Here is a 23259-nt window from a genome sequence, read left to right on the forward strand (position 1 = left end):
GGGCGTGGAGCGGTTAGGCGCCGATCTTCCGGGCGACTTCGGCGACCTTCTCGCGCATCGCCGGGTCGAGTTCCTCGGGCTTGATGTGCGCGATGATTTTCTTCAGCACGCGGATTTCGTTCTCATCGATCACGCCATCACGCTCGGCGATGGCCAGCAGCGAGCCCAGCTCGTGCACGTCCAGCCGGCCATCGTTGGCGAAGCAGTGGATGGAGCGGAAGGACAGTTCCAGATAATCCCTGGGTTCGGACATGACATGTTCCCTGTTCATTCGTGGGGTTCAGGCACCCGGGTGCACCGGGTGCCTGGCGGTTTGAGGCAGGCCTTCGTCAGGCGCCGGCGACCGGGTCCTGCGGTTCGGCCTTGCGCTCGGGCGCCGGGGCGGCGACGGCAGCGGCAGGCGCCGACTTGCCGTTGAGCAGGCGGGCGAGCACGTCCTGCACCACCGGGCTCTTGCCCACCACGCCTTCGATGGCCTTGCCCACGGAGAGCGACTTGGCGAAGGAGTTGAAGAAGTCGCCTTCGCCGCCGACGATCTCGATCTTCGCCTTGCCCAGCGCGGTGGCGAGCACCTCGGCCTGGTCCTTGGCGATGTCCTTGTTGGCGGCGATGGCGGCCATGGCCTCCTCGAAGCTCTTCTCCAGCTGCATGCGGAATTCCTCGTGCTGGCGAGCGCTGTCGCTGAGGGCATCCAGGGCACCGAACTTCTTGCCCAGGCCTTCGGCTTCGGCGTTGAGGCGCTGCAGCAGGATTTCCGCTTCCGCCGAACCCAGGTCCTTGGTGGCCTTGGCCTTGGCGGCGCCGAGTTGTTCCTCGCCACGCGCCTGGGCGCCCAGCTTCTCTTCCAGGACCTTGGCTTCGGCCAGGCCGTCCTTCTCCTTGGCAGCCGCGGCGGCTTCCAGCACGCGGGCATCGGCCAGGCCTTTTTCCTGCTCGCCACGGGCCTCGGCAATCAGTTGCTCGGCACGCACGCGGGCCTGGGCCAGGCCCTCCTTCTCCTGGGCGGCAGCGGTGACTTCCAGCACCCGCGCATCGGCCAGGCCGGGCGCAGCGCGCTCGGCCTCAATGCCTTCGGCCAGGCGTTTCTTGGCTTCGGCCTGCTTGGCCGCGGCTTCCAGCTCGGCCTGGGCCAGGTTGTTGATTTCCACGGCCTTGTGCTTGGAGCGGGTTTCGTCAGCTTCGGCCTGCTTGACCTGGCGCACCAGCTCCTGCTCGGCTTCGGCTTGCGCCTGGAGCACGATGACCTGCTTGGCGCGCTCGGCCTCGGAGATCTCACGCACTTCCTTGATGCGCTCTTCTTCCTGGGCCACGGTCTTCTCCACGGCGACGCGGTCGCGGATCACGTTGGCGATGTTCTTGCGCTGTTCTTCCAGCGCCTTTTCCTTCTCGATGCGCTGCAGCTCGACCTCGCGCTCGCGGGCGACCACTTCCAGGTCCTTGGCCCGGGTGACCTTCTCCACCTCGATGACCACGGCGCGCTGGCGGTTCTGCTGGGCCACTTCCACTTCGCGCTGGTGGTTCTCGACGCGCACGTCGATCTCCTGCTGCGCCTGGATGCGGGCCTGCTCGGCCTTGAGGCGTTCCTCTTCCTTGACCTTGGCGGTCTCGGCTTCCTCGCGGGCGCGGATGGTCTCGATCTCGCGCTTCTGCCGGGCCTCGGCGTCGGCCTGCTGGCGTTCCAGGGCCAGGGCGGCTTCGCGGGTCTCGACGTTCTTCTTCTGGATCGCCAGCTCTTCGTTGCGCTCCAGTTCGTTGGTGATGACGTTCTGCGCGGCGGTCAGCTCGGTGATCTTGCGGATGCCTTCGGCGTCGAGGATGTTGCTCGGGTCGAGGGAGTTCTTCGCGGTCTGCTCCAGGTAGTCGATGGCGACGTCTTCGAGCACATAGCCGTTCAGGTCGTTGCCGATCACTTCGATGATGCGGTCGCGGAAGTCCTGGCGGTTCTCGAACAGCTGGACGAAGTCGAACTGCTTGCCGACGGTCTTCAGCGCCTCGGAGAACTTGGCGTTGAACAGCTCGTTCACCGCGGCGCGGTCGGAAGCACGCTCGACGCCGATGGCCTTGGCCACCTTGAGCACGTCTTCCTGGGTTTCATTGACGCGCAGGTAGAAGGCCACGGTGATGTCGGCGCGCATGTTGTCGCGGCAGATCAGCCCGTCCTTGGCGCGGCGGTCCACTTCCAGGGTGATCAGCGAGATGCGCATGAACTCCTTGAGGTGGATGACCGGGTACACCAGGGCGCCGGTGAAGTGCACCTTGGGCGTGGAGGACATGTCGTTGACGATCAGCGCGGTGCCCTGGGGAACCTTGATGTAGAAGGCCTTGAACAGGGCCAGGATGCCGACCACGAACAGGACGACGAGTCCGAGCACGGTCAGGAAGGGCATCACCCACTCGATGTTGTTCATTTGCAATCACTCTCCTTTGATGCTGAGGCGCACCGGGTCAGATGCCCCGGAATTCGTCCTCGGTGATGACCCGATAGGCGTGCTGCGCCTCCAGGTATTCCAGTAATACGACGCGGTCGCCACGCTTGAAGCCCTTGGCCTCCTCGGCGCGGACCTTGAGGATCAGCCCGGCGCCACCGTCTTCGAGCACGGCTTCGCCATGCTCCAGGGTGACGCGGCCGCTGCGGATCACCGCGGTCTGGCCGAGCACGCTCTTGCTGGTGACGGCCTCCGCCTTGTGGAACAGCGGCCGCAGCGGGCTGCAGATGAGCGCCGCCACGGGCAGCGACAGGCCCAGCGCAACGACGGCCACCACCAGGCCCAGCGGGTAGCGCAGGAGGCCCAGGGGCAGGTGGCTGAGGACCAGGAGTTCGGCGAAATAACTGAGGAACCAGGAGCCGGCGAACAGCAGGCTGAGCACCAGGGTGACCGGTACGCCGTTGAGCTTGAGCTTCGACAGCAGGGCAGCGACGCCATCGCCGGCGAGCAGCGAGTCGGCCTCGACGTCCAGCAGGTCGACCTCCACCAGCCCGAGCGCGACGATCGCCCAGTAGATGATGGCCAGGCACAGCAGGAAGCTGAATAGCACGGTGGGGAACGACAGTGCGGTCTGCAGGAAGATGTCCATCGCTTTCCTATCCCTGAAAAGGCTGGACGGAGCCGAGCGGCCCCGCCCGTTCAACGGTGAATCAGGACTTGCCCTTGTCCTTCAGGCGGGCCAGCACGCTGTCGGCGCTGGTGCCGTCGGCGACGATGCCGGCTGCACGCAGCTTGGCATCGAGGTCATCGTCCGGGCTGCTGGTGGCGGCCAGTTCGGCTGCCGCCTCCAGTTTCGCCGCGCGCTCGGCCTGCTGGCGCTTGATGCGCTCCAGCGATTCGACGGCAGTGTGCAACTTGGTCTGCGAGCCGCTGTAGCGCTGGGCCACGGCCATCTGCGCCTTCTGCACGCTCTCGGTGGCCTTGACGGTATCCACCTGTTGTTTCAGATGCTTGATGTTGCCTTCGGCCTGGGTCACCGCCTTGCGCAACTGGGCAACGTTGGCGGCGAAACCGGCGACCTGCTCGCGCTCCACAAGCAGTTCGTTCTCCAGGTTGGCGATCTTCTCCGCCACTTCCTTGGCCAGGGCTTCGTTGCCCGCTTCCAGGGCCTTCAGCGCGTAGGCTTCGTACTCGCCTACCTTGGCGGCGCATTTGCCGGCACGGTCCTCGGCCAGTTTCTGCCGCGCCATGATCTCGGCCAGGGCTTCCTTGGACTTGCGCAGCTCCAGGTCGGCATCGCGAATCTCCTGGTCGAGGATACGCAGGGCCTGGCTGTCGACAATGGCCTCACCGGCTTCGTTGACACCGCCACGCAGGGCGGCCAGCAGCTTGCTCCAAACGTTCATGTGCATCCTCCAGGTCAGGCCTGAGCCTTCAGATAGGCTTCGTAGGCTTCGGTGGCCCGAATCACGTTGCTGGCGAGGGTTTCGATCTCGTAGACCACGTTGGACAGGATCGAGGTGGCGCTCAGGGCACCGAACATGGTGTAGCAACGCTCACCGCCGGGCAGCGTCTCCAGGCCGATGCTGGAAAGCGGGAACAGCTGGCGGCTGAGCAGCACTTCTTCGTTGAAGGCCACCAGGTCGGTGACTTCGCTCTGCGGCCAGAGCAGCGCCTCGACGATGATCTGCTCACCGTGCAGGGCGACGAACAGCGGCAGGTCGCCGTATTCATGCATGGTGACGTGCAAGCTCGGCTCGGCGCCTTCGATCAGCTCGATGCCGGCATCGCCAGAGGTGAAGAGCTCGGTCGCGGCCAAGGCCTCGCAGAGCGCACGCGCATTCCAGATCTGAGGCATTTCCATGACCCCCTCCTTTTCCAGATTGACCGGCCCTGGCTGGGGCTGGCGCAGCTTGCGTTCAACCGCCAGAAGCGCCTGGGCGTTCTCCGGCAGTATCCAGACTTCCTTTTTCACCAGCCCCTGATCACGCAGGCGCTGGCGGAACAAACGTTGGTAATGGGCGGATGACTTGTTTTGCATGGGCGCAGAATAATTCATCACATGTAAGCTTTCAATACATCACATGTGATATTTGCGAGACCCTGCAAAAGGCGCGCAGCACTAGGCCCCGAAGCGGGTCCGGAGGGTTCTGGAAGGGTGTGGGGATGAGCGCCGAGCATGAGTACCTGTCCCTGGTTTCCGATGTGCGCGATGGGTATCGCCAGGGATTAGAACCCCGTGACGGGCCCTTGGAAAGCGGACAGGGACCGAAGACCGACGTGTTTCACGAAAAAGCAGCCGGCGGACGGCTGCACTGCAACGGGGCAATGGTCTAGGCTACGCGGGATTTTTCCCTGCCCCACGGATGTGCCATGGATACCCTCGCCAAGCCCCTCGCCGGATTGAAAGTCATCGAACTCGGCACCCTGATCGCCGGCCCCTTCGCCTCGCGCCTGTGCGCCGAGTTCGGTGCCGAGGTGATCAAGGTCGAATCCCCCGATGGCGGCGACCCGTTGCGCAAGTGGCGCAAGCTGTACGAGGGCACCTCGCTCTGGTGGTTCGTGCAGGCGCGCAACAAGAAGTCGCTGACGCTCAACCTCAAGCACCCCGACGGCATCGCCATCCTCAAGCAGTTGCTGAGCGAGGCGGACATCCTTATCGAGAACTTCCGCCCCGGCGTGCTGGAGAAGCTCGGCCTCGGCTGGGAGGTGATCCACGCCTTGAATCCGAAGCTGGTGATGGTGCGCCTCTCCGGCTTCGGCCAGAGCGGGCCGATGAAGGACCAGCCGGGCTTCGGCGCGGTGGGCGAATCCATGGGCGGGCTGCGCTACATCACCGGCTTCGAGGACCGCCCGCCGGTGCGCACCGGCATCTCCATAGGCGACTCCATCGCCGCGCTCTGGGGCGTGATCGGCGCGCTCATGGCGCTGCGCCACCGCGAGGTCAACGGCGGCCAGGGCCAAGTGGTGGACGTGGCGCTGTACGAGGCGGTGTTCGCCATGATGGAAAGCATGGTCCCGGAGTTCGACGTGTTCGGCTTCATCCGCGAGCGCAGCGGCAACATCATGCCCGGCATCACCCCCTCCTCCATCCACACCAGCGCCGACGGCCGCCACGTACAGATCGGCGCCAACGGCGATGCGATCTTCCGCCGCTTCATGCTGGCCATCGACCGCGAGGACCTGGCCACCGACCCGAGCCTGGCCAGCAACGATGGCCGCGATGCGCGCCGCGACGAACTCTACGGGGTGATCGACCGTTGGGTGGGCTCGCTGCCCCTGGACCAAGTGCTGGCGACCCTGACCCGCGCCGAGGTGCCGGCCAGCCGCATCTACTCCGCCGAAGACATGTTCAACGACCCGCAATTCATCGCCCGGGAGATGTTCCTCCAGGCGCGCCTGCCGGACGGCAAGCCCTTCCGCATGCCCGGCATCGTGCCCAAGCTCTCGGCGACGCCGGGCTCGGCCGAATGGGTCGGCCCGGAGCTGGGCGAGCACACCGCCGAGTTGCTCGCCGGTCTCGGCTACGACGCGGGACGCATCGACACCCTGCGCAAGGAAGGCGCCATCTGAACCGCAGCACGCCACCCACCTTGCGGCACGCCCCATCGCTGCGCGCCCGCCTGCGCCGCGCCCTGCTCGGTTGCGCGCTGCTGGGCGCAGCCGGCGCCTGCCTGGCCGAGCCCGCCCCGTTGATCACCTGGACGGTGCGCGACATGGCGCCGTTCAACATCATGGAGGGCCCGCTCAAGGGCCAGGGCATCGCCGACCGCATGCTCGGCCTGTTGCAGCAACGGCTACCGCAGTACCGCCACCTCAACAGCCGGGTCAACCGCGCCCGGGCCAACCAGATGTTCGCCCGCGACACCCTCACCTGCGACGCAGGGGTGCTGAGGACCCAGGAGCGCGAACAGCTGATGTACTTCTCCATCCCCACCCTGGGCGTGGTCACCAACGGCGTAGTGGTGCGCCAGGAGCGGGAGGCGCAGATGCGGCCCTTCCTGCACGACGGCAAGATCGACCTGGCGGCCTTTCTCGCCGACTCGCACCAGCGCCTCGGCGTGCTGGTGGAGCGCAGCTACGGGCCGGCGATCGATGCCACGCTGCATGCCGCCCCGCCCGAACGCCTGCTGGTGCACCACGGCAACAACGCCCTGGGCAGCCTGTTGCAGATGCAGGAGCACGGCCGCATCAGCGCCCTGCTCGGCTACTGGCCCGAGGTGCGCTACCTGGCCGAGACCGAGGGCATGGAGGTCTCCAACCTGCGCTTCTACCCGGTGCAGGGCATGCCCAGCTACCTGCTGGCCCATGTCGGCTGCTCGAAGACGCCCGAAGGCAAGAAGGCCATCGCGGCGATAAACGAGGTGATCCGCGAACTGCGCGGCGAGGAACTGATCCAGCTCTACGCCCGCTGGCTGGACGGCCCCACCCGCGAGGCCTACCTGAAGGACGCCAAGGGCTTTTTCGAGAAGGATTGAGTCCCAAAACTATGCTGCCGGAGGGTTTTGAGCCCAGCTGAGTGCCGAGCCTTGCTGATGCGTTGCTATAGATTCGACGCGCTCCCCTCAAGCACGGCGCTTTCCGGGGTTCTTCAGGATTTCTGCAACTCCGCGCGATGGGTTTCGCTTCGCTCTACACCATCCTACGAAAGCCGCTGCGACGCAGCGCGCACCGCGAGTGATGCGCACATCGATCGACAAACGCGACCTGACGCACATCTACCCCTGCGACAGGTTGTCCAGTTGCAGGCTTGTTTGTCTCAGCTCAAAGAACGTTTCTACCCACGCGGTATCTCTGTAGCCACGACGAATCGTCCTTTACGGAGATGCACCATGCACGATCAGGAAGAGCTGTCCCTTTCCCGCCGTACCCTGCTGGCAGGCGCGGTGGTGCTCGGCGTCACCGGCTCGGTACTTGGCAGCGCCAAAGCGATGGCCGGCGAGCCGGCACCGAAGAACATGGGCAAGGCGCCCGACCTGTCCAAGCTGGAGCGGGTCAAGGTCGAGCTGGTGGCGCCGCCCTTCGTCCATGCCCATGAGGCGCGCGCCAGCGGCAAGCCGAAGGTGGTGGCGTTCACCCTGACCATCGAAGAGAAGACCCTGGTGCTCGATGACGAGGGCACCGAGATCCACGCCATGACCTTCAACGGTTCGGTGCCCGGACCGCTGATGGTGGTGCACCAGGACGACTACGTGGAACTCACCCTGGTCAACCCGGCCAGCAACAGCATGGCCCACAACATCGACTTCCATGCCGCCACCGGCGCCCTGGGCGGCGGTGCGCTGACCATCGTCAGCCCCGGCGAGCAGGTGAAGCTGCGCTTCAAGGCGACCCGCGCCGGGGTCTTCGTGTACCACTGCGCGCCGGGCGGGGCGATGATCCCCTGGCACGTGGTCTCGGGCATGAACGGCGCGATCATGGTGCTCCCGCGTGACGGCCTGAAGGACCGCGCCGGCAAGGCGCTGAAGTACGACAAGGTGTTCTACGTCGGCGAGCAGGACTTCTACGTCCCCCGTGACAAGGACGGCAAGTTCAAGCGCTACGCCAGCCCGATGGAAAGCTTCGTCGACATGCAGGCGGTGATGAAGGGGCTGATCCCCAGCCACATCGTGTTCAACGGCAAGGTCGGCGCACTGACCGGCAAGAACGCGCTCAAGGCCAAGGTCGGCGAGACGGTGCTGATCGTCCACTCCCAGGCCAACCGCGACACCCGCCCGCACCTGATCGGTGGCCACGGCGACCACGTCTGGGCCAGCGGCAAGTTCAACAACCCGCCGGAGGAAGACCTGGAAACCTGGTTCATCCCGGGCGGCGCGGCCGGGGCGGCGCTCTACACCTTCCGCCAGCCGGGCCTGTACGCCTACCTCAACCACAACCTGATCGAGGGTGTGCTGCTGGGTGCCACCGCGCACTTCCAGGTGGAGGGTGAGTGGAACGCCGACCTGATGAGCCAGATCGAGCCGCCGTCGCCGATCAAGTAAGCCGCCGGCCGGTCCGGGAGGGCCGGCCATCCCCCTTGGCCAACGGACGCCACCGCCATGCACAAGGCCACCCTGATCAGCCTGCCCGTCGCGTTCGCGCTCGGTGCAGCCGTGCTGCTCCTCACCCCCCGCCACGAGCCCGAACTGGCACCGGAAACGGTGGCCCTGACGGCCCGTGCCTTCACCTTCCGCCCCGCTGGCGACTACTGGCAGGATGCACGCGCCATCGACGCGCCTGCCCGACGCGAGCAGGTGCAACCCAGCTTCGAGGTGATGAAGTACCAGGTCAGCCAGGGCGAATACGCCCGCTGCGTGGCCGACGGCGACTGCCTGCCGCTGAGCGAAGGCGACACGCCCCGCGACGACCTGCCCCTCACCGGCGTGAGCCTGCTGGACGCGCAGCTCTATGCCGATTGGCTGACCCGCCGCACCGGGCAGCGCTGGCGCCTGCCCAGCGATGTCGAATGGGCTTTCTTCGCCGGTTCACGCTGGGCCGACGACGCCCTGCTCATCGACGACGATGGCAGCAACCCGGCACGGCGCTGGCTGGCGCGCTACAGCTTCGAGGCCGAGACGCGCACCGCCGAATCGGCCCAGGCGCAGGTGCGCGGCAGCCACGGGCTCAACGAATTCGGCATTGCCGACCTCGCCGGCAACGTCTGGGAGTGGACCGACAGCTGCCACCAGCGGGTCAAGCTGGACGACCAGGGCGAGCAGCTCAGCCGCATCGACGCCTGCTCGATCCGCATCGCCGAAGGCCGCCACCGCGCCGCCATCAACGACTTCGTGCGGGACGCGCGCGGCGGTGGCTGCGCCGTCGGGCAGCCACCGGACAACCTGGGTTTCCGCCTGGTCAGGGACATCCCTTGATCCCCCTCAAGTTCTGCCGCCTGCCCTAGGGGTTATGCTGCGGCGGAACCTTGGGAATCATTGCCGTGACTGCCGATCTCGCCCTCAACCGCGCCTGGCTCGCCAGCCTGCCGCCCTTCGCCAACAGCCGCCGCGAAGAGCAGGACGACATCCTCAGCCAGGCCGCCATCCTGCGTCTGCACAACGGCGACACCGTGTTCGAACAGGGAGCGCCGGCGGAAGCGTTCTACCTGCTGGTGCATGGCCGCCTCAAGGCCAGCCAGATCACCGGCGATGGCCAGCGCGTGCTGGTGCGGGTGGTCAACCCGGGCGACCTGTTCGGCTTCGTCCGCGCACTGGGCCGTGGCGACTACCCGGCCACCGCCTGCGCCACCCAGGACAGCCTCGCCCTGGCCTGGCCGACCCGCCAGTGGGAACCGCTGCTGGCCCGGCACCCCGGCTTCGCCCTGAACACCGTGCAGGCCATCGGCGTGCGCCTGCAGGAAGCCCATGTGCGCTTCTGCGAGCTGGCCACCGAGGAGGTGGAACGCCGCGTCGCCCATACCGTGCTGCGCCTGGTGCAGCAATCCGGGCGCCCGGAGGCGGACGGCATCCGCATCGATTTCCCGGTCAGCCGCCAGGACATCGCCGAGATGACCGGCACCACGCTGCACACCGTCTCGCGCATCCTCAGCGCCTGGGAGGATCGCGGCCTGGTGCGGGGCGGCCGGCAGAAGCTGCTGGTGTGCAACCCGCAGCGGCTGATGCAGATCGCCGGTGGCGACGAGCGGGAGCCCGCCCACGAGGACGCTTGACTGCAATCAAGGCGCCCGGCGCGGGCCGTCCCTAGACTGCCGCCATCACCACGACGCCTGCCCCGCCGTGCCCCACTCCACCGGAGGCCCGCCATGCACGACAACCTCACCGAACGCACCCTGAGCGAGCTGAGCTTCAGCCTGCCCGGCAGCACCGCGCTGTTCCACGACTACAAGCTCGACTTCTGCTGCGCCGGCCAGCGCAGCCTGGGCGACGCGGCCCGCGAGCGGGGCCTCGACGCCCAGCGCATCGCCGAGCAGCTGCAGGCGCTGCCGCCCGGCAGCCCCCAGGTCGACTGGCGCCTGACCAGCAACGCCGAGCTGATCGACCACATCCTCGAGCGCTACCACGCCGTCCACCGCGAGCAGTTCCCGGCACTGATCCCCCTGGCCGACCGCGTCGAGAAGACCCACGCCGACCACCCGCAATGCCCAGCCGGGCTCACCACGCACCTGAGAACGATGCAGGAGGAGCTGGAATGGCACATGTGCAAGGAGGAAAGCGTGCTGTTCCCCTGGTTGCGCCAGGGCATACCGCTGGCCCATGTGCAGGGGCCGATCGGGGTGATGCGCCATGAGCACGACGAGCATGCGCAGTCCCTGGCGGTGCTGGCCGAGCTGACCGACGACCTCACCCCGCCGGCCGACGCCTGCAACAGCTGGCGCCGCCTCTACAGCGGGCTGGAGACGCTGCGCCGCGACCTGATGCAGCACATCAACCTGGAAAACAACCTGCTGTTCCTCGGCGCCAACCGCCCGGCCTGAAGAACGCACCGGAGGTGCGACCCGTGACAGCCTGCCTCATCACCCCCTCGGGAGGCGGCGTGCATACTGGCGGGATTTCCCCTGCCCAGGAACGCCCCGCCATGCACGCGCATCGCGTCCACCACCAGATTCTGTGTGGCCACCACCTGTTCAACGTGCTCAACGAGGAACAGCTGGAGCACCTCCTGGCCAGCAGCGCGCTGCTCAACCTGGAGAAGGGCGACAAGCTGTTCCTCCAGGGCGAGCCGGCGCACGCGTTCTACTTCGTGATCTCCGGTGCGGTGAAGATCTTCCGCCTGACCCCGGAAGGCCAGGAGAAGGTGCTGGAGGTGGTCGGCAGCCGCCAGACCTTCGCCGAAGCCATGATGCTGATGGACACCCCCGACTACGTGGCCTCGGCCCAGGCGCTGGAGCCCACCCAGGTCTACCGCTTCGCCAACCGCACCTACATGGAGCTGCTGCACAGCAACCCGCAGCTGCCCTTCTCCCTGCTCGCCACCCTGTGCGTGCGCCTGCACCGGCGGATCAACGAAATCGAGACGCTGTCGCTGAAGAACTCCACCCACCGCGTGGTGCGCTACCTGCTGACCCAGCTGAACCGCCTGGGCGATGAGGCCCATCGCTTCGAGCTGCCCATGGCCAAGCAATTGGTGGCCGGGCACTTGTCGATCCAGCCGGAAACCTTCTCCCGCGTGCTGCGCCGGTTGATCGACGAGCGCATCATCGACCTGGACGGGCGCACCGTGCAGGTGCTCGATATCCCCCGCCTGGAACAGTTCGAATAAGCCATGCGCCAGTGCCTGTACTGCCAGTACGAAAGCAGCGACGACCACGACGACGACTGCCCCCAGTGCGGCATGTCACTGCCGGTCGGCCAGGCACTGGAGCGCCAGCGCCGGCTGCAGCGCTTCCGCTGGTACTGCGTGATGCTCGCGGTGTTCTGCCTGGCGATGATGCTCTGGCTGCCACGCTGACCAACACCGCGAACCCCATCGAGAACGAGCCCGTAGGATGGGTAGAGCGCAGCGAAACCCATCAAGTCCGAGCGCCGAAGCAGCATGGGTTTCGTACCTCGCGGAACCCTCCTACGAATGCCTCTCCGACGCCCCCGACCTTGCGGTGCTCACCCCTACCAACAGGTGAGCTGGCGATAGCCCGTAGGATGGGTAGAGCACCGCGAAACCCATCAAGTCCGAACACCGAAGCAGCATGGGTTTCGTACCTCGCGGAACGCCGCCCGCCCCCTCCTACGAATACCTCTCCGACGCCCCCGACCTTGCGGTGCTCACCCCTGCCGCTGGGTGAGCTGGCGGTAGAGCTGGGGGAGGCGCACGGGCAGCTGCGCCGGGTCGTTGATCAGCAGGTGACCCTGGCTGCCGAACAGGTAGGGCAGGTAGTCCGCCGCTTCGCGGTCGATGGTGATGCAGAACGGCAGCAGCCCGGCGCGGCGCGCTTCGAGCACGGCCTGGCGGGTGTCTTCGACGCCGTAGCGGCCTTCGTAGCGGTCCAGGTCGTTGGGCTTGCCGTCGGTGAGGATCAGCAGCAGGCGCTGGCGTTCCTTGCGCTCCAGCAGCAGTTGCGTGGCGCGGCGGATGGCGGCGCCCATGCGTGTGTAGTAGCCGGGGCGCAATGCACGGATGCGGCCGCGCACGCGGTCGTCGTGGCGTTCATCGAAGCTTTTCAGCTGGGTCATGCGCACCTGGTGGCGGCGCAGCGAGGAGAAACCGTACAGGGCGAAGCGGTCACCCACCGCCTGCAGCGCTTCGCCGAACAGCAGCAGGCTGTCGCTGATCAGGTCGATGACCCGGTGCTGGTTGTCGATGTGCGCATCGGTGGACATGGACAGGTCCGCCAACAGCAGGCAGGCGAGGTCACGCCGGGCCTGCCGACGTTCGCGGAACAGCCCCGGCTCGCTGCACGCCCCCAGGCGCCGCTCGACGCTGAAATCCAACCAGGCGTCGAGGTCGAGCTCCGTACCCTGGGGCTGGCGATGCAGCCACTGCGGCTGCTGGCGCAGGCTTTCGAACTGCCGGCGCAGGCGCCGTGCGATGGCCGCCAGGGCATCCGGCAACGGTGCCGGCTGGGCATCACGCGGGAGCATCGGCTGCAGGCAGACATGGTCGGCGAGCAGTTGCTGGCGACGATGGTCCCACTCCGGCAGGCGGATGCCTTCGCCCAGGGGAATGTCGTCGAACTCGGCGGCGGGCAGGTCGAGGTCGAGCTTCAGCCCGCCGCCCTTCTTCTGCCGCTGCCGCGACAGGCTGAGGTGGTCCAGATCGTCCGCGACCTTGGCCGCATCGAGGTCTTCGCTGTCGTCACCGGCGCGGTCCAGCTCGACGTGCTCGGACCAGCTGAACAGGTTCTCCAGACGGAACAGCAGCAAGCCGCCGCGACCGGGGTCCTGCCCGCTGCGTTCGGCCCGTTTGCGTGCCTGGCCCTTGGCCTCGCTGTGGGCGGAGCGGCCCTGCTCGTCGCCGTCCACCAGTTCGGCATGCTGTGGCGCGGCCAGGCGTTGCGGCGGGTAGAGCCACAGTGGCAGCGGCCAGGGGCCTTCTCGCTGCGGGGCAGACGCTCGAGGCTGCCCGGCTTGTGCAGGGCCTGTTGCAGCGCCCGCTCCAGGGCCGCTTCGGCGGGGGGCAAGGCGGCAGGGTCGGGACGCAGGCTCAGCAGTGCCTCCACCAGGCGCTGGTAGCGCGGGCGCAGCAGCGGGTAGCGTTCGAGCACGGCGAGGGTCCAGGCCTGGTTGTCCCGCGCCCAGTGGCGCATCGGCTGGCTGTGGGCGGCCAGCAGCGCCAGCCAGCGGTACAGCTCGCGGTTCAGTTCGACATCGGGGTAGACGGCCAGCTGCGCGGGCAGGCGCAGGGAGTCGGCATCGAACCAGGCCACCGGCAATTGCTGGCAGGTACCGGCCACCTGTTGCAGCAGGCTGCGGCGCACCAGCAGCTCGCGGGCGCTGGCCGCTTCCACACCGACACCGGCCTCGCCGCCGGTGCCGCGGAACAGCAGGAGCAGGCTGCGGCGCATGGCGTCCAGGGGCACGGCCGCCTCGTCGAATTCCGGGCTGGCACGGCGGGTGATGAAGCGGTGCCAGGCGCGGCCGAAGCCTTCTTCGACTTCGAGGTGAAGGGTCATGGGCACCTGCCTCCTGGGAGAGGGTTGGGGGTAGGGAGTGATTCGAGCCACCGGCAGATGCGGCCTGCCGATGGCTGCGATAACGCGAAAGGCCCGTCACAGAAGACGGGCCCGGATCGGTAAGCCCTCAGTTCATCTGCACCTCCCCCACGGCGACGCGGCCGCGCTGACGGAAGCTGAACAGGTAGCAGATGAGCCCGATGAGGAAGCCCACGCCGGCGTACAGGCGCAGCCAGAAGAACACCTTGAGCTGGTCGACCGTGGCCATGAACGGCAGCGCGGCGCCATCGGCCGGCATGCGTTGCAGCCAGATCTGCACGATGCCGGCGGCGGTGAGCAGCAGGGTGATCAGCAGCATGGAAATGGTCATCAGCCAGAAGCCCCAGATCTCCAGGCTCTGGGCGCGGGCGTCGGGTGCTTCGCCGATGCCCCGCAGGCGCGGCATGGCGTAGCTGATCATGGTCATGACGATCATCGCGTAGGCGCCGTAGAAGGCCAGGTGGCCGTGGGCGGCGGTGAGCTGCGAACCGTGGGTGTAGTAGTTGACCGGTGCCAGGGTGTGCAGGAAGCCCCAGACGCCGGCGCCGAGGAAGGCGGTGACGGTGGTGCCCAGGGCCCAGAGCGAGGCGGCCTTGTTGGGGTGCTCGCGGCGACGGCGCCTGACCATGTTGAAGGCGAACAGCACCATGGCGAAGAACGGCAGCGGTTCCAGCGCGGAGAAGATCGAGCCGAGCCACAGCCAGACGGTCGGAGCGCCGATCCAGAAGTAGTGGTGGCCGGTGCCGATGATGCCGGTGATCAGGGCCATGGCGATGATCACGTAGAGCCACTTCTCGACGACTTCGCGGTCGACGCCGGTGATCTTGATCAGCACGAAGGCCAGCATCGAGCCCATGATCAGTTCCCACACGCCTTCCACCCACAGGTGCACGACCCACCACCAGTAGTACTTGTCGCGCGCCAGGTTCTCCGGGTTGTAGAAGGAGAACAGGAAGAACACGGCGAGACCCACCAGGCCGGTCATCATCACCACGCTGACGGCGGTCTTGCGGCCCTTGAGCAGGGTCATGCCGATGTTGAAGAGGAAACCCAGCGCGACGACTACGATGCCCATCTTGGTAATGGTGGGCTGTTCGAGGAACTCCCGGCCCATGGTCGGCAGCAACTCGTTGCCGGTCATCTTCGCCAGGCCCGCATAGGGCACCAGCAGGTAACCGAGGATAGTCAGCACGCCGGCGGCGGCGAACACCCAGAACAGCACGATGGCCAGTTTCGGGCTGTACAGCTCGCGGTCGGCCTCTTCGGGAATCAGGTAGTAGGCCGCCCCATGAAGGCGAACAGCAGCCAGACGATCAGCAGGTTGGTGTGCACCATGCGGGCGACGTTGAAGGGGATGAGCGGGAACAGGAAGTCACCGACCACGTACTGCAGGCCCATGATCAGGCCGAAGAGGATCTGCCCGACGAAGAGCATCAGGGCGAACACGAAGTACGGCTTGGCGACCGCCTGCGAGGCGAATTTCAGGTAGGGATTGCCCGGGGTCATGATCAACCCTCCTTGTTCGGCGGCCAGTTGTTGGTATCGATCTTCGAGGTCCAGCGCAGGAACGCGGCGAGGTCGGACACCTCCTGGTCGCTGAGGTTGAACTGCGGCATCTGCCGGCGGCCGGGCACGCCCAGCGGCTGCATCTTCATCCAGGCCGCGAGGAAGGTGTCGAAGGCTTCGTCACCGCCACGGCGGATCACCACGTTGCCCAGTTCCGGCGCGAAGTAGGCGCCCTCGCCGAGGATGGAATGGCAGCCGACGCAGTTGTTCTGCTCCCACACCAGCTTGCCGCGCACCACCGACTCGGTGAGCGCGCCCTGGTGGGTGCGTTTGGGGAAGGTGGTCTCTGTGTGATAGGTCAGGGCGAGAAATACCAGGAAGAAGAAAACGCCTCCTCCCAGGTAGATGTTCCTCGCCATACCTTTAGTGAATGTCTCTGACATGGGCCCTCCTGGGTCACGGTTGCGTGGCCATTGTAGGAACCGCCCCCAGGCACCTCGCTTGATGGCAATCAAGAAAGACCGATTGTTCCAGTCGGGTATTTTTCCTGAGAAAAATCAGGGTATTGCGTGCAGAGCGAAGATCACCCCGGTGAGCAGCAGCGGCCAGCCGAGCAGCAGCGAACGCCACAGCCGAGGGCCGTGCCCCAGCTCCATGAAGCGCAGGGCGATGAGCCAGGCCTTGCCCAGGCCGAGCAGGAGGATCGCCGCCACCGGCAGCAGCGCGGCCGGCTCGCGGTGCCCCAGCCAGACCCCGGCGACGGACATGGGCAACATCGCCAGCCAGGCCAGCAGCAGCGCCTTCATGGCCCGGGCGCCAGTACGTAGACCAGCGGGAACAGCACCACCCAGACCAGGTCGACCATGTGCCAATACAGCGCGCCGGACTCCAGCCCGCCGAGTTCGCCGTCGCGATACGCGCCGCGCAGGCAGCGCAGGAGCATCCAGCCGAGGATCACCAGCCCCAGCCACACATGCAGGAAGTGGAAGCCGGTGATCAGCCAGAACAGGGTGAAGAAGGTGCTGTATTCCAGGCCCAGCCCGAGCGTGGCGAGGTGGTGGTACTCGGCGGACTTCAATGCCACATGGACCAGCCCCAGCAGCACCGCGACACCCAGCAGGATGGCCGCCTGGCCCTGCCGCTGGCGACGCACCCGCAGCACCGCCAGGGCCGCGCAGAAACCGGCGCTGAGCAGCGTCAGGGTCAAGGCCAGGGCGGTGGACAGGTCCAGCTGCGCACGGCCGGCGCGGAAGCTTTCCACGTCCAGGCGCTGGGCCACGGCGAAGGCGATGATGAGGATGGCGAAGACGGTCAGCTCGGCGAGGATGAAGAACCACATCGCCAGGTCGCCCGGCAGGTGCCGGGCGCTGGCAGCGGCCTCAGGCGAAGTGGACATCGACCAGGTCCATCAACGCTGCCACCGTGGCTTCGTCATCCGACAGCGGTTCGGCCAGAGCGGCCCGACAGGCGTCACGGGGGGCCACGCCAGCGTTGAGCAGGCGTGCGGCGAGCACCAGCAGGCGCGTGGAGCAGACCTCTTCCAGTTCCTGGCGGCCGAGCCGGCGCAGGGCGGTACCCAGTTGCACCAGGCGATGCGCCAGCTCCGGCGCGACACCGGCTTCGCGGACGATGATGCCGGCTTCCGCGTCGGGCGTCGGGTAGTCGAAGCGCAGGGCGACGAAGCGCTGGCGGGTGCTGGGCTTCATGCCCTTGAGCAGGTTCTGGTAGCCGGGGTTGTACGACACCACCAGCATGAAGCCGGGCGGTGCCACCAGGGATTCGCCGGTGCGCTCGATGAACAGTTCGCGGCGATCGTCCGCCAGGGGGTGCAGCACCACCACGGTGTCCTGGCGCGCTTCCACCACTTCGTCGAGGTAGCAGATGCCGCCCTCGCGCACCGCGCGGGTCAGCGGGCCGTCCTGCCACCAGGTGCCGTCGCTGCCGATCAGGTGGCGGCCGACCAGGTCCGCCGCCGACAGGTCGTCGTGGCAGGCCACGGTGTACAGCGGTCGGTTCAGGCGCTGGGCCATGTGCTGGACGAAGCGGGTCTTGCCGCAACCGGTGGGGCCCTTGATCAGCACCGGCATGCCCTGGGCGGCGGCCTCGGTGAAGAGCGCCACCTCGTTGCCGGTCGGCTGGTAGAAGAGCGGCGGGGTGTTCTGGACAGGGGCGTTCATGGCGGGGCGACTCTCCGTTCGGGTTACGGCTGGGCACGCTAGCCAGCCCGGCCGAGGGGCTCAAGCGCGATGCGCGAAGTTCTTGATCGCCATCAAGCGGTGCCCCAGCGGAGCGCTCCTAGAATCGCCGCAGACGCCGGGAAAAACCGGCGCAACCGACCGGCGCACAGGCGCCCAGCCCTGAGGAGACGTTCATGAACAAAGCACTGGTTGCCCTGCTGCTCGGCGGGCTGCTGGCCCAGGCCAACACCATGGCCAGCCCCGGTGAAGAGCTGTTCAAGGCCAAGTCGTGCGTGGCCTGCCATGCCATCGACAAGCAGGTGCTGGGCCCACCCTTCCAGAAGGTGGCGGCCAAGTACGGCGCCGACGGCGCAGCGCACATCAGCCACAGCATCCTCACCGGCAGCAAGGGCGTGTGGGGCCCCATCCCGATGCCGGCCAACGCCGTCAGCGAGGCAGAGGCCAAGGTCCTCGCCGAGTGGATCGTCACCCTCCAGTAACCCCGCTGCATGCGGTCGACGCATCCGCCGTCGGCCGCTTCCCCTCAATGGCCGGCTGAGCCTCCTGGTTCAGTGGTGGGCGCTGCTCGCCCACCATGGCCACCCTCGCCTTCTCCCGTCCTCATCGTTCGATAGCATCACCCCGGGCATTGCTGGAGTTCCGCCTGCCGCTCCCCGCCCCATGGGTTTCGCTTCGCTCTACGCCATCCTACGAAAGCCGCCACGCCCCGGGCTGTGCCACGCGCACCAGGCCGCCAAACGCCCTGACCGCCCTGCCCCGGCCCCTGCGCCTGAAATCACCTCACGTCATAGCCGCAGCGCTCGCCCCGCCTGTTAGAAACCCCTTCACAAACCCGGGCACGCCTTCGTCCTGCTTGCTCCGGCCGGTCTGGCAAGGACTGCCAGTGCAGCACCGTCGCCACCGGCATTTAGAAGGATCAAGGAATGGTTATGGCGAGCAACCTGGACGCGAGCCTGGAGCAGGGCACGCAGCGGAGACTGCTATGGAAATTTCTCATCGACCACGAACCCCTGATGCGCAAGCGCTGCCAGCAGCTGACGCGCAATCCCCACGATGCGGAGGACGCCCTCAGCGAGCTGCGCCTCCGCCTGTTCACCCTGCTGCTGCGCGAACCCGGGCGGCTGGAGGCTGTGGATAACGTGCCGGCCTGGTTGCGTCGGGTGGCCAGCAACCACTGCATCGACCGGCTGCGCAGCACACCCTCGACCTGCAACCTCGACTGGCTCGACCAGCAGTTGCACGACAACGCCGCCTGGCAGCCGCAGCAGCTCGGCCCCGAGCGCCAGGCCTGCCTGCAGGAGGCGGTGGAGGTGCTGGACAAGGCGCTGCACCGGCTGCCGCCCAAGCTCGGCCAAGCCCTGGAGCAGCACTGCATCTGCGGTGTGGAGTACGTGGACCTGGCCGGCCTGCTGCACGTCAGCGAGCCCAACCTGCGCAAGCGCGTGCAGCTGGCGCGCCGGCAGTTGCGGGACTGGCTGGGCACCCTGTGCGAGGCAGGTAACTAGGGCTGAGAGGTGAAGCGGAAAGCCCGCCCCATAGGGGGCGGGCCGACCGATCAGAAGTTGCCGATGGGGTAGGCGCTGTTGATGGTCCAGAGACCGCCGATGTTGTTGAGAAAGCCGCCGATGGTGAAGGGGTTGCCGTTTTCGCCAACGCAGTAGTTCACAGCCCCCACCGAAGGTGCTGAAGGCCCGGTGAAGAAGTTGGGTCCGCCAACAGGGCCCACGCCCTGGATGGGGTGGGTGTAGGCGTAGCGGATCGATTCGACGACCTGCACCTGGGTGCAACTGTCGGGGTAGAAGGTCGAGACTCCAGCCCCCGCCTTGGGCACCCAGACTCCAGCATTGGCGACCTGGATGCCACGGCCGAGATAACGATATGGCGCGGGGTGGTTGATGCCTGGCTGCACGAAGAAATCTCGCCCCGCAGTAATGCGTGCAGCGAAAGGCGCTGCGGGACCTCCCAGGACCGGATCATGGTTGCCGGGGCGGGAGTGGAAGCCCACCGCTGCGCCCGCCCCGTTGATCTCACCGCAGAAGATGTGGCGCTGGTTGATCTGCGGGTTTATCCGGCTATTGGGCAGTCCACCGCCTATCTGCACCGGCAGCGGGTTGACCCCGGGCGCACCGGCTGTGCAGTTGATCTGGGCGAGGGCCGGCAGGCTGCAGCAGGCAGCCAGCAGCCCCAGGGGCAGGGTTCTCTTGAAGCATTCCATGGCGAATCTCCTTTACTTGGCTGGGCGGAAGGTGCCCAGCAGCAATGACGGGAGGCCGCCGCATCCGTGACGCCGCCCCGGCGCGCCGTGAAAGGACTTCACAGGTCGACGGGTCGGCCGTCATGGAAGCAGGCCCGGACAGGTGTCGGGGCCGTAACGGAACCAAGGAGAAGGGAACCATGACCACTTTCAACGTGAACTTCGCTGTCGACGACATGGAGGGCAAGACCGTGCTGGTCTTCCTCAAGCCGCAGAACCCGCAGCGCGACTACCGCATCCACGCCTGGCAGGTGCTCACCGGCTCGGCCGGGGCGACCGAGTCGTTCGACTACGAGGCGGTGATCGAGACCGACGTCTCCAGCAATGGCGAGAAGGCCGGCAACCTGATCGTCTCCGGGCGCAAGGCCACCCTGCCCGGCGGCCTGTTGCAGGCCGTCAGCCCCGGCGGCCTGTCGCCGCAGCTGGAACAGGCGGCCACCTCGCTGGCCCAGGAAAAACTCACCCCGCAGCAGTGCGGCGTGATCAACAAGACCAACCCCTACATCCAGTTCGACAGCAACTGGTACGTCAACGGCCGCCCGGTGGTGACCATGCCCAAGGTGGACTCGCGCATGACCGTGAGCTTCGAGTACGAGCCCAATTTCTACTTCATGGTGGCCACGCCGCCGATGATCGGGCAGACCTACATCGTGCAGAACTTCTCGGACATGACCCAGTACGTGGCGCCCATCACCGCCACCGAAGTGGACGTGACCCTGAGCCGCCCGAATGGCCTGTGGACCTTCGACTTCCTGTCGCGCTGAAGCCCGCTCGACCCTGCATGAAAAGCCCCCGGCGAGTGATCGCCGGGGCTTTTCCTTCAGCGGGCTACCGGGCTGAAGCCCGGGCTACGACGCTCACAATTAATCGGCAAAGTGGCCGTTCCTGATCCATTATCAACGCCTGCCACGGCATCCGCTGGGGCGTTCAGGGAACCCAGGAGACAGGGACCATGACCACGTTCAACGTGAACGCCGAAGACGACATCGAGGGCAAGACCATGCGGGTCTTCCTCAAACCGAACCCGCAAGCCGATTACCACCCCAGCGCCTGGCAGGTGCCCAGCGGGGCAGCCGGGGCAACCGAGCCGTTTGTCTACGAGGCGGTGATCGAGACCGACATTTCCAGCATCGCCGAAAAGGTCGTCAACCCCTTGCCCCTTGGCATGACTCCCCTTCCCAGCGATGGGCTGCAGGTGGTCAGCCCCAAGGAAATGTCGCGGCTGCCGGGATCGCAAACGCTCACTCCGCAGCAATCCGGCGTGATCAACCAGAGCACTCCCTACATCCCGTTCGACAACAACTGGTACGTCAACGACCGCCCAGTGGTCGCCATGCCCTATGTGGACCCGAACATGACCGTGGGCTTCGAGTACCAGCCCAATTTCTACTTCATGGTGGCCACACCGCCCATGATCGGGCAGACCTACATCGTGCAGAACTTCTCGGACATGACCCAGTACGTGGCGCCCATCACCGCCACCGAAGTGGATGTGACCCTGAGCCACCCGAACGGCCCGTGGCGTTTCGACTTCAACGCAAGCTGAAGCCCGCTCGACCCTGCATGAAAAAGCCCCCCGGCGAGTGATCGCTGGGGGCTTTTTTCGTTGAGCGGGCTCCCGGGCTGAAGCCCGGGCTACGACGCTCACAATTACTCGGCAAAGTGGCCGTTCCTGCTCCATTATCAACGCCTGCCCAGGCAGGTGCCGGGGCTACGAAGGAACCAAGGAGACAGGGACCATGACCATTTTCAACGTGCATTTCGATGTAGCGGATATGGAGGGCAAGACCGTGCTGGTCTTCCTCAAGCCACAGAACCCGCAGCGCGACTACCGCATCCACGCCTGGCAGGTACTCACCGGCTCGGCCGGGTCGACTGAGACGTTCCAATACGAGGCGGTGATCGCGACCGATGTTTCCAGCCATGGTGGGAAGGCAGGCAGCCTGATCGTTTCCGAGCGCAAGGCCATCGAGCCCGGTAACCTGCTGAAGGCCGTGTGCTCGAGCAGCATGTTGCCGTATCTGGAACAAGCATCCCGCTCGTTGGCCGAAGCAAAGCTCACCCCGCAGCAGTGCGGCGTGATCAACCAGACCAATCCCTACATCCAGTTCGACAGCAACTGGTACGTCAACGACCGCCCGGTGGTGACCATGCCCAATGTGGACACGAACATGACCGTGAGCTTCGAGTACCTGCCCAACTTTTATTTCATGGTGGCCAATCCGCCCTTGGTGGGGCAGACCTATATCGTGCAGAACTTCTCGGACATGACCCAGTACGTGGCGCCCATCACCGCCACCGAAGTGAACGTGACCCTGAGCCACCCGAACGGCCTATGGAATTTCGACTTCAACGCAAGCTGAAGCTCGCCTCCCGTATGCAAGAGCCCCGGCGAGTGATCGACGGGGCTTTTCGTTGAACGGGCTCCCGGGCTGAAGCCCGGGCTACGACGCTCACAATTAATCGGCAAAGTGACCGCTCCTGATCCATCATCAACGCCTGCCCAGGCAGGTGCCGGGGCTATGACGGAACCAAGGAGACAGGGACCCATGATGGTTTTCAACGTGCATTTCGATGTGGAGGACATGGAGGGGAAAACCGTTCTGGTCTTCCTCAAGCCGCAGAATCCGCAGCGCGACTACGACATCCATGCCTGGCGGGTACTGACTGGTTCGGCGGGGGCTACGGAGCGGTTCAGCTACGAGGACCGGATCGAGACCGATCTCTCCAGCACGGGCAATGCCCCGGATGAACAGATCATCTCCGCACGCGTGGCCGTCCAGCCCGGCCAACTGCTGCAGGCGGTCAGCCCGGCAGGGCTGTCTCCGCGCCTGCAACCGGCCCCCACATCGCTGGCGCAGGAAAAGCTCACCCCGCAGCAGTGCGGCGTGATCAACCAGACCAACCCCTTCATCCAGTTCACGTGCAACTGGTATGTCGGCGGCCACCCGGTGGTGAGCATGCCCAAGGTGGACCTGAACATGACGGTGAGCTTCGAGATGATGCCGGGCCACTTCTACTTCATGGTGGCCTCCCCACCGCTGGCGGGGCAGACCTACATCGTGCAGAACTTCTCGGACATGACCCAGTACGTGGCGCCCATCACCGCCACCGAGGTGGACGTGAACCTGAGCCGCCCGGGCGGTTTGTGGACCTTCGACTTCAGCGCCAGCTGAGGCTACCTGGCGAGCGATCGCAGGGCTTCCTGGCTGCCGGTTGCATCTGTGAACGGCCATCAATCGGCAACGTGCCGAGAACTGGCCCATGATCAGTGCCCGCCCCGTTCGCGGACCC

Annotated in this window: 24 protein-coding genes and 2 pseudogenes; 14 read left to right on the forward strand and 12 right to left on the reverse strand. The window is 66.3% G+C overall.

The window, feature by feature from the left end:
• Positions 1-13 precede the first annotated feature (13 nt).
• The 5 genes from PSm6_RS04175 to bacA all read right to left on the reverse strand — a co-directional run bounded on the left by PSm6_RS04175 (position 14) and on the right by bacA (position 4467).
• Positions 14-253 carry a hypothetical protein gene (locus PSm6_RS04175; protein ID WP_021217061.1) on the reverse strand — a complete coding sequence of 80 codons (240 nt, stop codon included), beginning with the start codon at positions 251-253 and terminating at the stop codon, positions 14-16.
• Positions 254-329: 76 nt separating this feature from the next.
• The gene (locus PSm6_RS04180) at positions 330-2408 is read right to left on the reverse strand and encodes a flotillin family protein (protein WP_043240236.1); all 2079 of its coding nucleotides are present in this window, start codon (positions 2406-2408) and stop codon (positions 330-332) included.
• Positions 2409-2445: 37 nt separating this feature from the next.
• Entirely contained in the window at positions 2446-3075 is a 630-nt protein-coding gene (locus tag PSm6_RS04185; protein ID WP_043240232.1) for an OB-fold-containig protein, read from the reverse strand.
• A 61-nt stretch (positions 3076-3136) separates the two neighbouring features.
• Positions 3137-3832, reverse strand: a complete 696-nt coding sequence (locus tag PSm6_RS04190; RefSeq protein ID WP_043240230.1) for a PspA/IM30 family protein — start codon at positions 3830-3832, stop codon at positions 3137-3139.
• Positions 3833-3846: 14 nt separating this feature from the next.
• Positions 3847-4467, reverse strand: coding sequence for a biofilm formation regulator BacA (bacA, locus tag PSm6_RS04195; protein WP_265169631.1), 621 nt, complete (start codon positions 4465-4467; stop codon positions 3847-3849).
• Positions 4468-4799: 332 nt separating this feature from the next.
• Between bacA and PSm6_RS04200 the strand changes: the two genes are divergently transcribed.
• The 8 genes from PSm6_RS04200 to PSm6_RS04235 all read left to right on the forward strand — a co-directional run bounded on the left by PSm6_RS04200 (position 4800) and on the right by PSm6_RS04235 (position 11810).
• A complete protein-coding gene (locus PSm6_RS04200) occupies positions 4800-5999 on the forward strand; it encodes a CaiB/BaiF CoA transferase family protein (RefSeq protein WP_265169632.1) in 1200 nt (399 codons plus the stop codon).
• 20 nt (positions 6000-6019) lie between these two features.
• A complete protein-coding gene (locus PSm6_RS04205) occupies positions 6020-6904 on the forward strand; it encodes a TIGR02285 family protein (RefSeq protein ID WP_043240220.1) in 885 nt (294 codons plus the stop codon).
• Between the two features lie 354 nt (positions 6905-7258).
• Positions 7259-8407 carry a copper-containing nitrite reductase gene (nirK, locus tag PSm6_RS04210; RefSeq protein WP_371877020.1) on the forward strand — a complete coding sequence of 383 codons (1149 nt, stop codon included), beginning with the start codon at positions 7259-7261 and terminating at the stop codon, positions 8405-8407.
• Positions 8408-8464: 57 nt separating this feature from the next.
• Positions 8465-9277, forward strand: coding sequence for an SUMF1/EgtB/PvdO family nonheme iron enzyme (locus PSm6_RS04215; RefSeq protein ID WP_265169633.1), 813 nt, complete (start codon positions 8465-8467; stop codon positions 9275-9277).
• A 65-nt stretch (positions 9278-9342) separates the two neighbouring features.
• Entirely contained in the window at positions 9343-10071 is a 729-nt protein-coding gene (locus PSm6_RS04220; RefSeq protein ID WP_265169634.1) for a Crp/Fnr family transcriptional regulator, read from the forward strand.
• A 93-nt stretch (positions 10072-10164) separates the two neighbouring features.
• Positions 10165-10836, forward strand: a complete 672-nt coding sequence (ytfE, locus tag PSm6_RS04225) for an iron-sulfur cluster repair protein YtfE (RefSeq protein ID WP_021217072.1) — start codon at positions 10165-10167, stop codon at positions 10834-10836.
• Positions 10837-10937: 101 nt separating this feature from the next.
• The gene (locus tag PSm6_RS04230) at positions 10938-11621 is read left to right on the forward strand and encodes a Crp/Fnr family transcriptional regulator (RefSeq protein ID WP_021217073.1); all 684 of its coding nucleotides are present in this window, start codon (positions 10938-10940) and stop codon (positions 11619-11621) included.
• Between the two features lie 3 nt (positions 11622-11624).
• Positions 11625-11810: a hypothetical protein gene (locus PSm6_RS04235; protein ID WP_021217074.1), complete on the forward strand. Its 186-nt coding sequence runs from the start codon at positions 11625-11627 to the stop codon at positions 11808-11810.
• 311 nt (positions 11811-12121) lie between these two features.
• Here PSm6_RS04235 and PSm6_RS04240 read toward each other — a convergent pair.
• The 6 genes and pseudogenes from PSm6_RS04240 to PSm6_RS04265 all read right to left on the reverse strand — a co-directional run bounded on the left by PSm6_RS04240 (position 12122) and on the right by PSm6_RS04265 (position 17690).
• A pseudogene (locus PSm6_RS04240) lies at positions 12122-13968 on the reverse strand (nitric oxide reductase activation protein NorD).
• A 127-nt stretch (positions 13969-14095) separates the two neighbouring features.
• Positions 14096-15513, reverse strand: a pseudogene (locus PSm6_RS04245) (cbb3-type cytochrome c oxidase subunit I).
• A 2-nt stretch (positions 15514-15515) separates the two neighbouring features.
• Positions 15516-15956: a c-type cytochrome gene (locus PSm6_RS04250; protein WP_031286928.1), complete on the reverse strand. Its 441-nt coding sequence runs from the start codon at positions 15954-15956 to the stop codon at positions 15516-15518.
• Between the two features lie 114 nt (positions 15957-16070).
• Positions 16071-16319 carry a cytochrome C oxidase subunit IV family protein gene (locus PSm6_RS04255; protein WP_043240201.1) on the reverse strand — a complete coding sequence of 83 codons (249 nt, stop codon included), beginning with the start codon at positions 16317-16319 and terminating at the stop codon, positions 16071-16073.
• Positions 16316-16909 (reverse strand): cytochrome c oxidase subunit 3, encoded by a 594-nt coding sequence (locus PSm6_RS04260; protein WP_043240198.1) that lies wholly within the window; start codon positions 16907-16909, stop codon positions 16316-16318. The genes PSm6_RS04255 and PSm6_RS04260 overlap by 4 nt, the downstream gene beginning before the upstream one ends.
• Entirely contained in the window at positions 16893-17690 is a 798-nt protein-coding gene (locus PSm6_RS04265) for a CbbQ/NirQ/NorQ/GpvN family protein (protein WP_265169640.1), read from the reverse strand. Before PSm6_RS04265 ends, PSm6_RS04260 begins: the two co-directional genes overlap by 17 nt.
• Positions 17691-17884: 194 nt before the next feature.
• Between PSm6_RS04265 and PSm6_RS04270 the strand changes: the two genes are divergently transcribed.
• Together PSm6_RS04270 and PSm6_RS04275 are read left to right on the forward strand one after the other, a co-directional pair.
• Positions 17885-18190, forward strand: a complete 306-nt coding sequence (locus tag PSm6_RS04270; protein ID WP_265169642.1) for a c-type cytochrome — start codon at positions 17885-17887, stop codon at positions 18188-18190.
• Between the two features lie 450 nt (positions 18191-18640).
• The gene (locus PSm6_RS04275; protein ID WP_265169644.1) at positions 18641-19216 is read left to right on the forward strand and encodes an RNA polymerase sigma factor; all 576 of its coding nucleotides are present in this window, start codon (positions 18641-18643) and stop codon (positions 19214-19216) included.
• 50 nt (positions 19217-19266) lie between these two features.
• Here PSm6_RS04275 and PSm6_RS04280 read toward each other — a convergent pair whose 3' ends face one another.
• A complete protein-coding gene (locus tag PSm6_RS04280; protein WP_021217083.1) occupies positions 19267-19926 on the reverse strand; it encodes an EndoU domain-containing protein in 660 nt (219 codons plus the stop codon).
• Positions 19927-20105: 179 nt separating this feature from the next.
• Between PSm6_RS04280 and PSm6_RS04285 the strand changes: the two genes are divergently transcribed.
• The 4 genes from PSm6_RS04285 to PSm6_RS04300 all read left to right on the forward strand — a co-directional run bounded on the left by PSm6_RS04285 (position 20106) and on the right by PSm6_RS04300 (position 23141).
• Positions 20106-20729 carry a hypothetical protein gene (locus PSm6_RS04285; protein WP_021217084.1) on the forward strand — a complete coding sequence of 208 codons (624 nt, stop codon included), beginning with the start codon at positions 20106-20108 and terminating at the stop codon, positions 20727-20729.
• A gap of 188 nt (positions 20730-20917) precedes the next feature.
• A complete protein-coding gene (locus tag PSm6_RS04290) occupies positions 20918-21511 on the forward strand; it encodes a hypothetical protein (protein ID WP_265169646.1) in 594 nt (197 codons plus the stop codon).
• 193 nt (positions 21512-21704) lie between these two features.
• Complete coding sequence (locus tag PSm6_RS04295) at positions 21705-22328, forward strand: hypothetical protein (RefSeq protein WP_265169648.1); 624 nt, start codon at positions 21705-21707, stop codon at positions 22326-22328.
• 186 nt (positions 22329-22514) lie between these two features.
• Complete coding sequence (locus PSm6_RS04300; RefSeq protein ID WP_021217086.1) at positions 22515-23141, forward strand: hypothetical protein; 627 nt, start codon at positions 22515-22517, stop codon at positions 23139-23141.
• Positions 23142-23259: the final 118 nt, after the last annotated feature.

Origin of the sequence: Pseudomonas solani (assembly GCF_026072635.1) — a bacterium.
Taxonomy (GTDB): Bacteria; Pseudomonadota; Gammaproteobacteria; order Pseudomonadales; family Pseudomonadaceae; genus Metapseudomonas; species Metapseudomonas solani.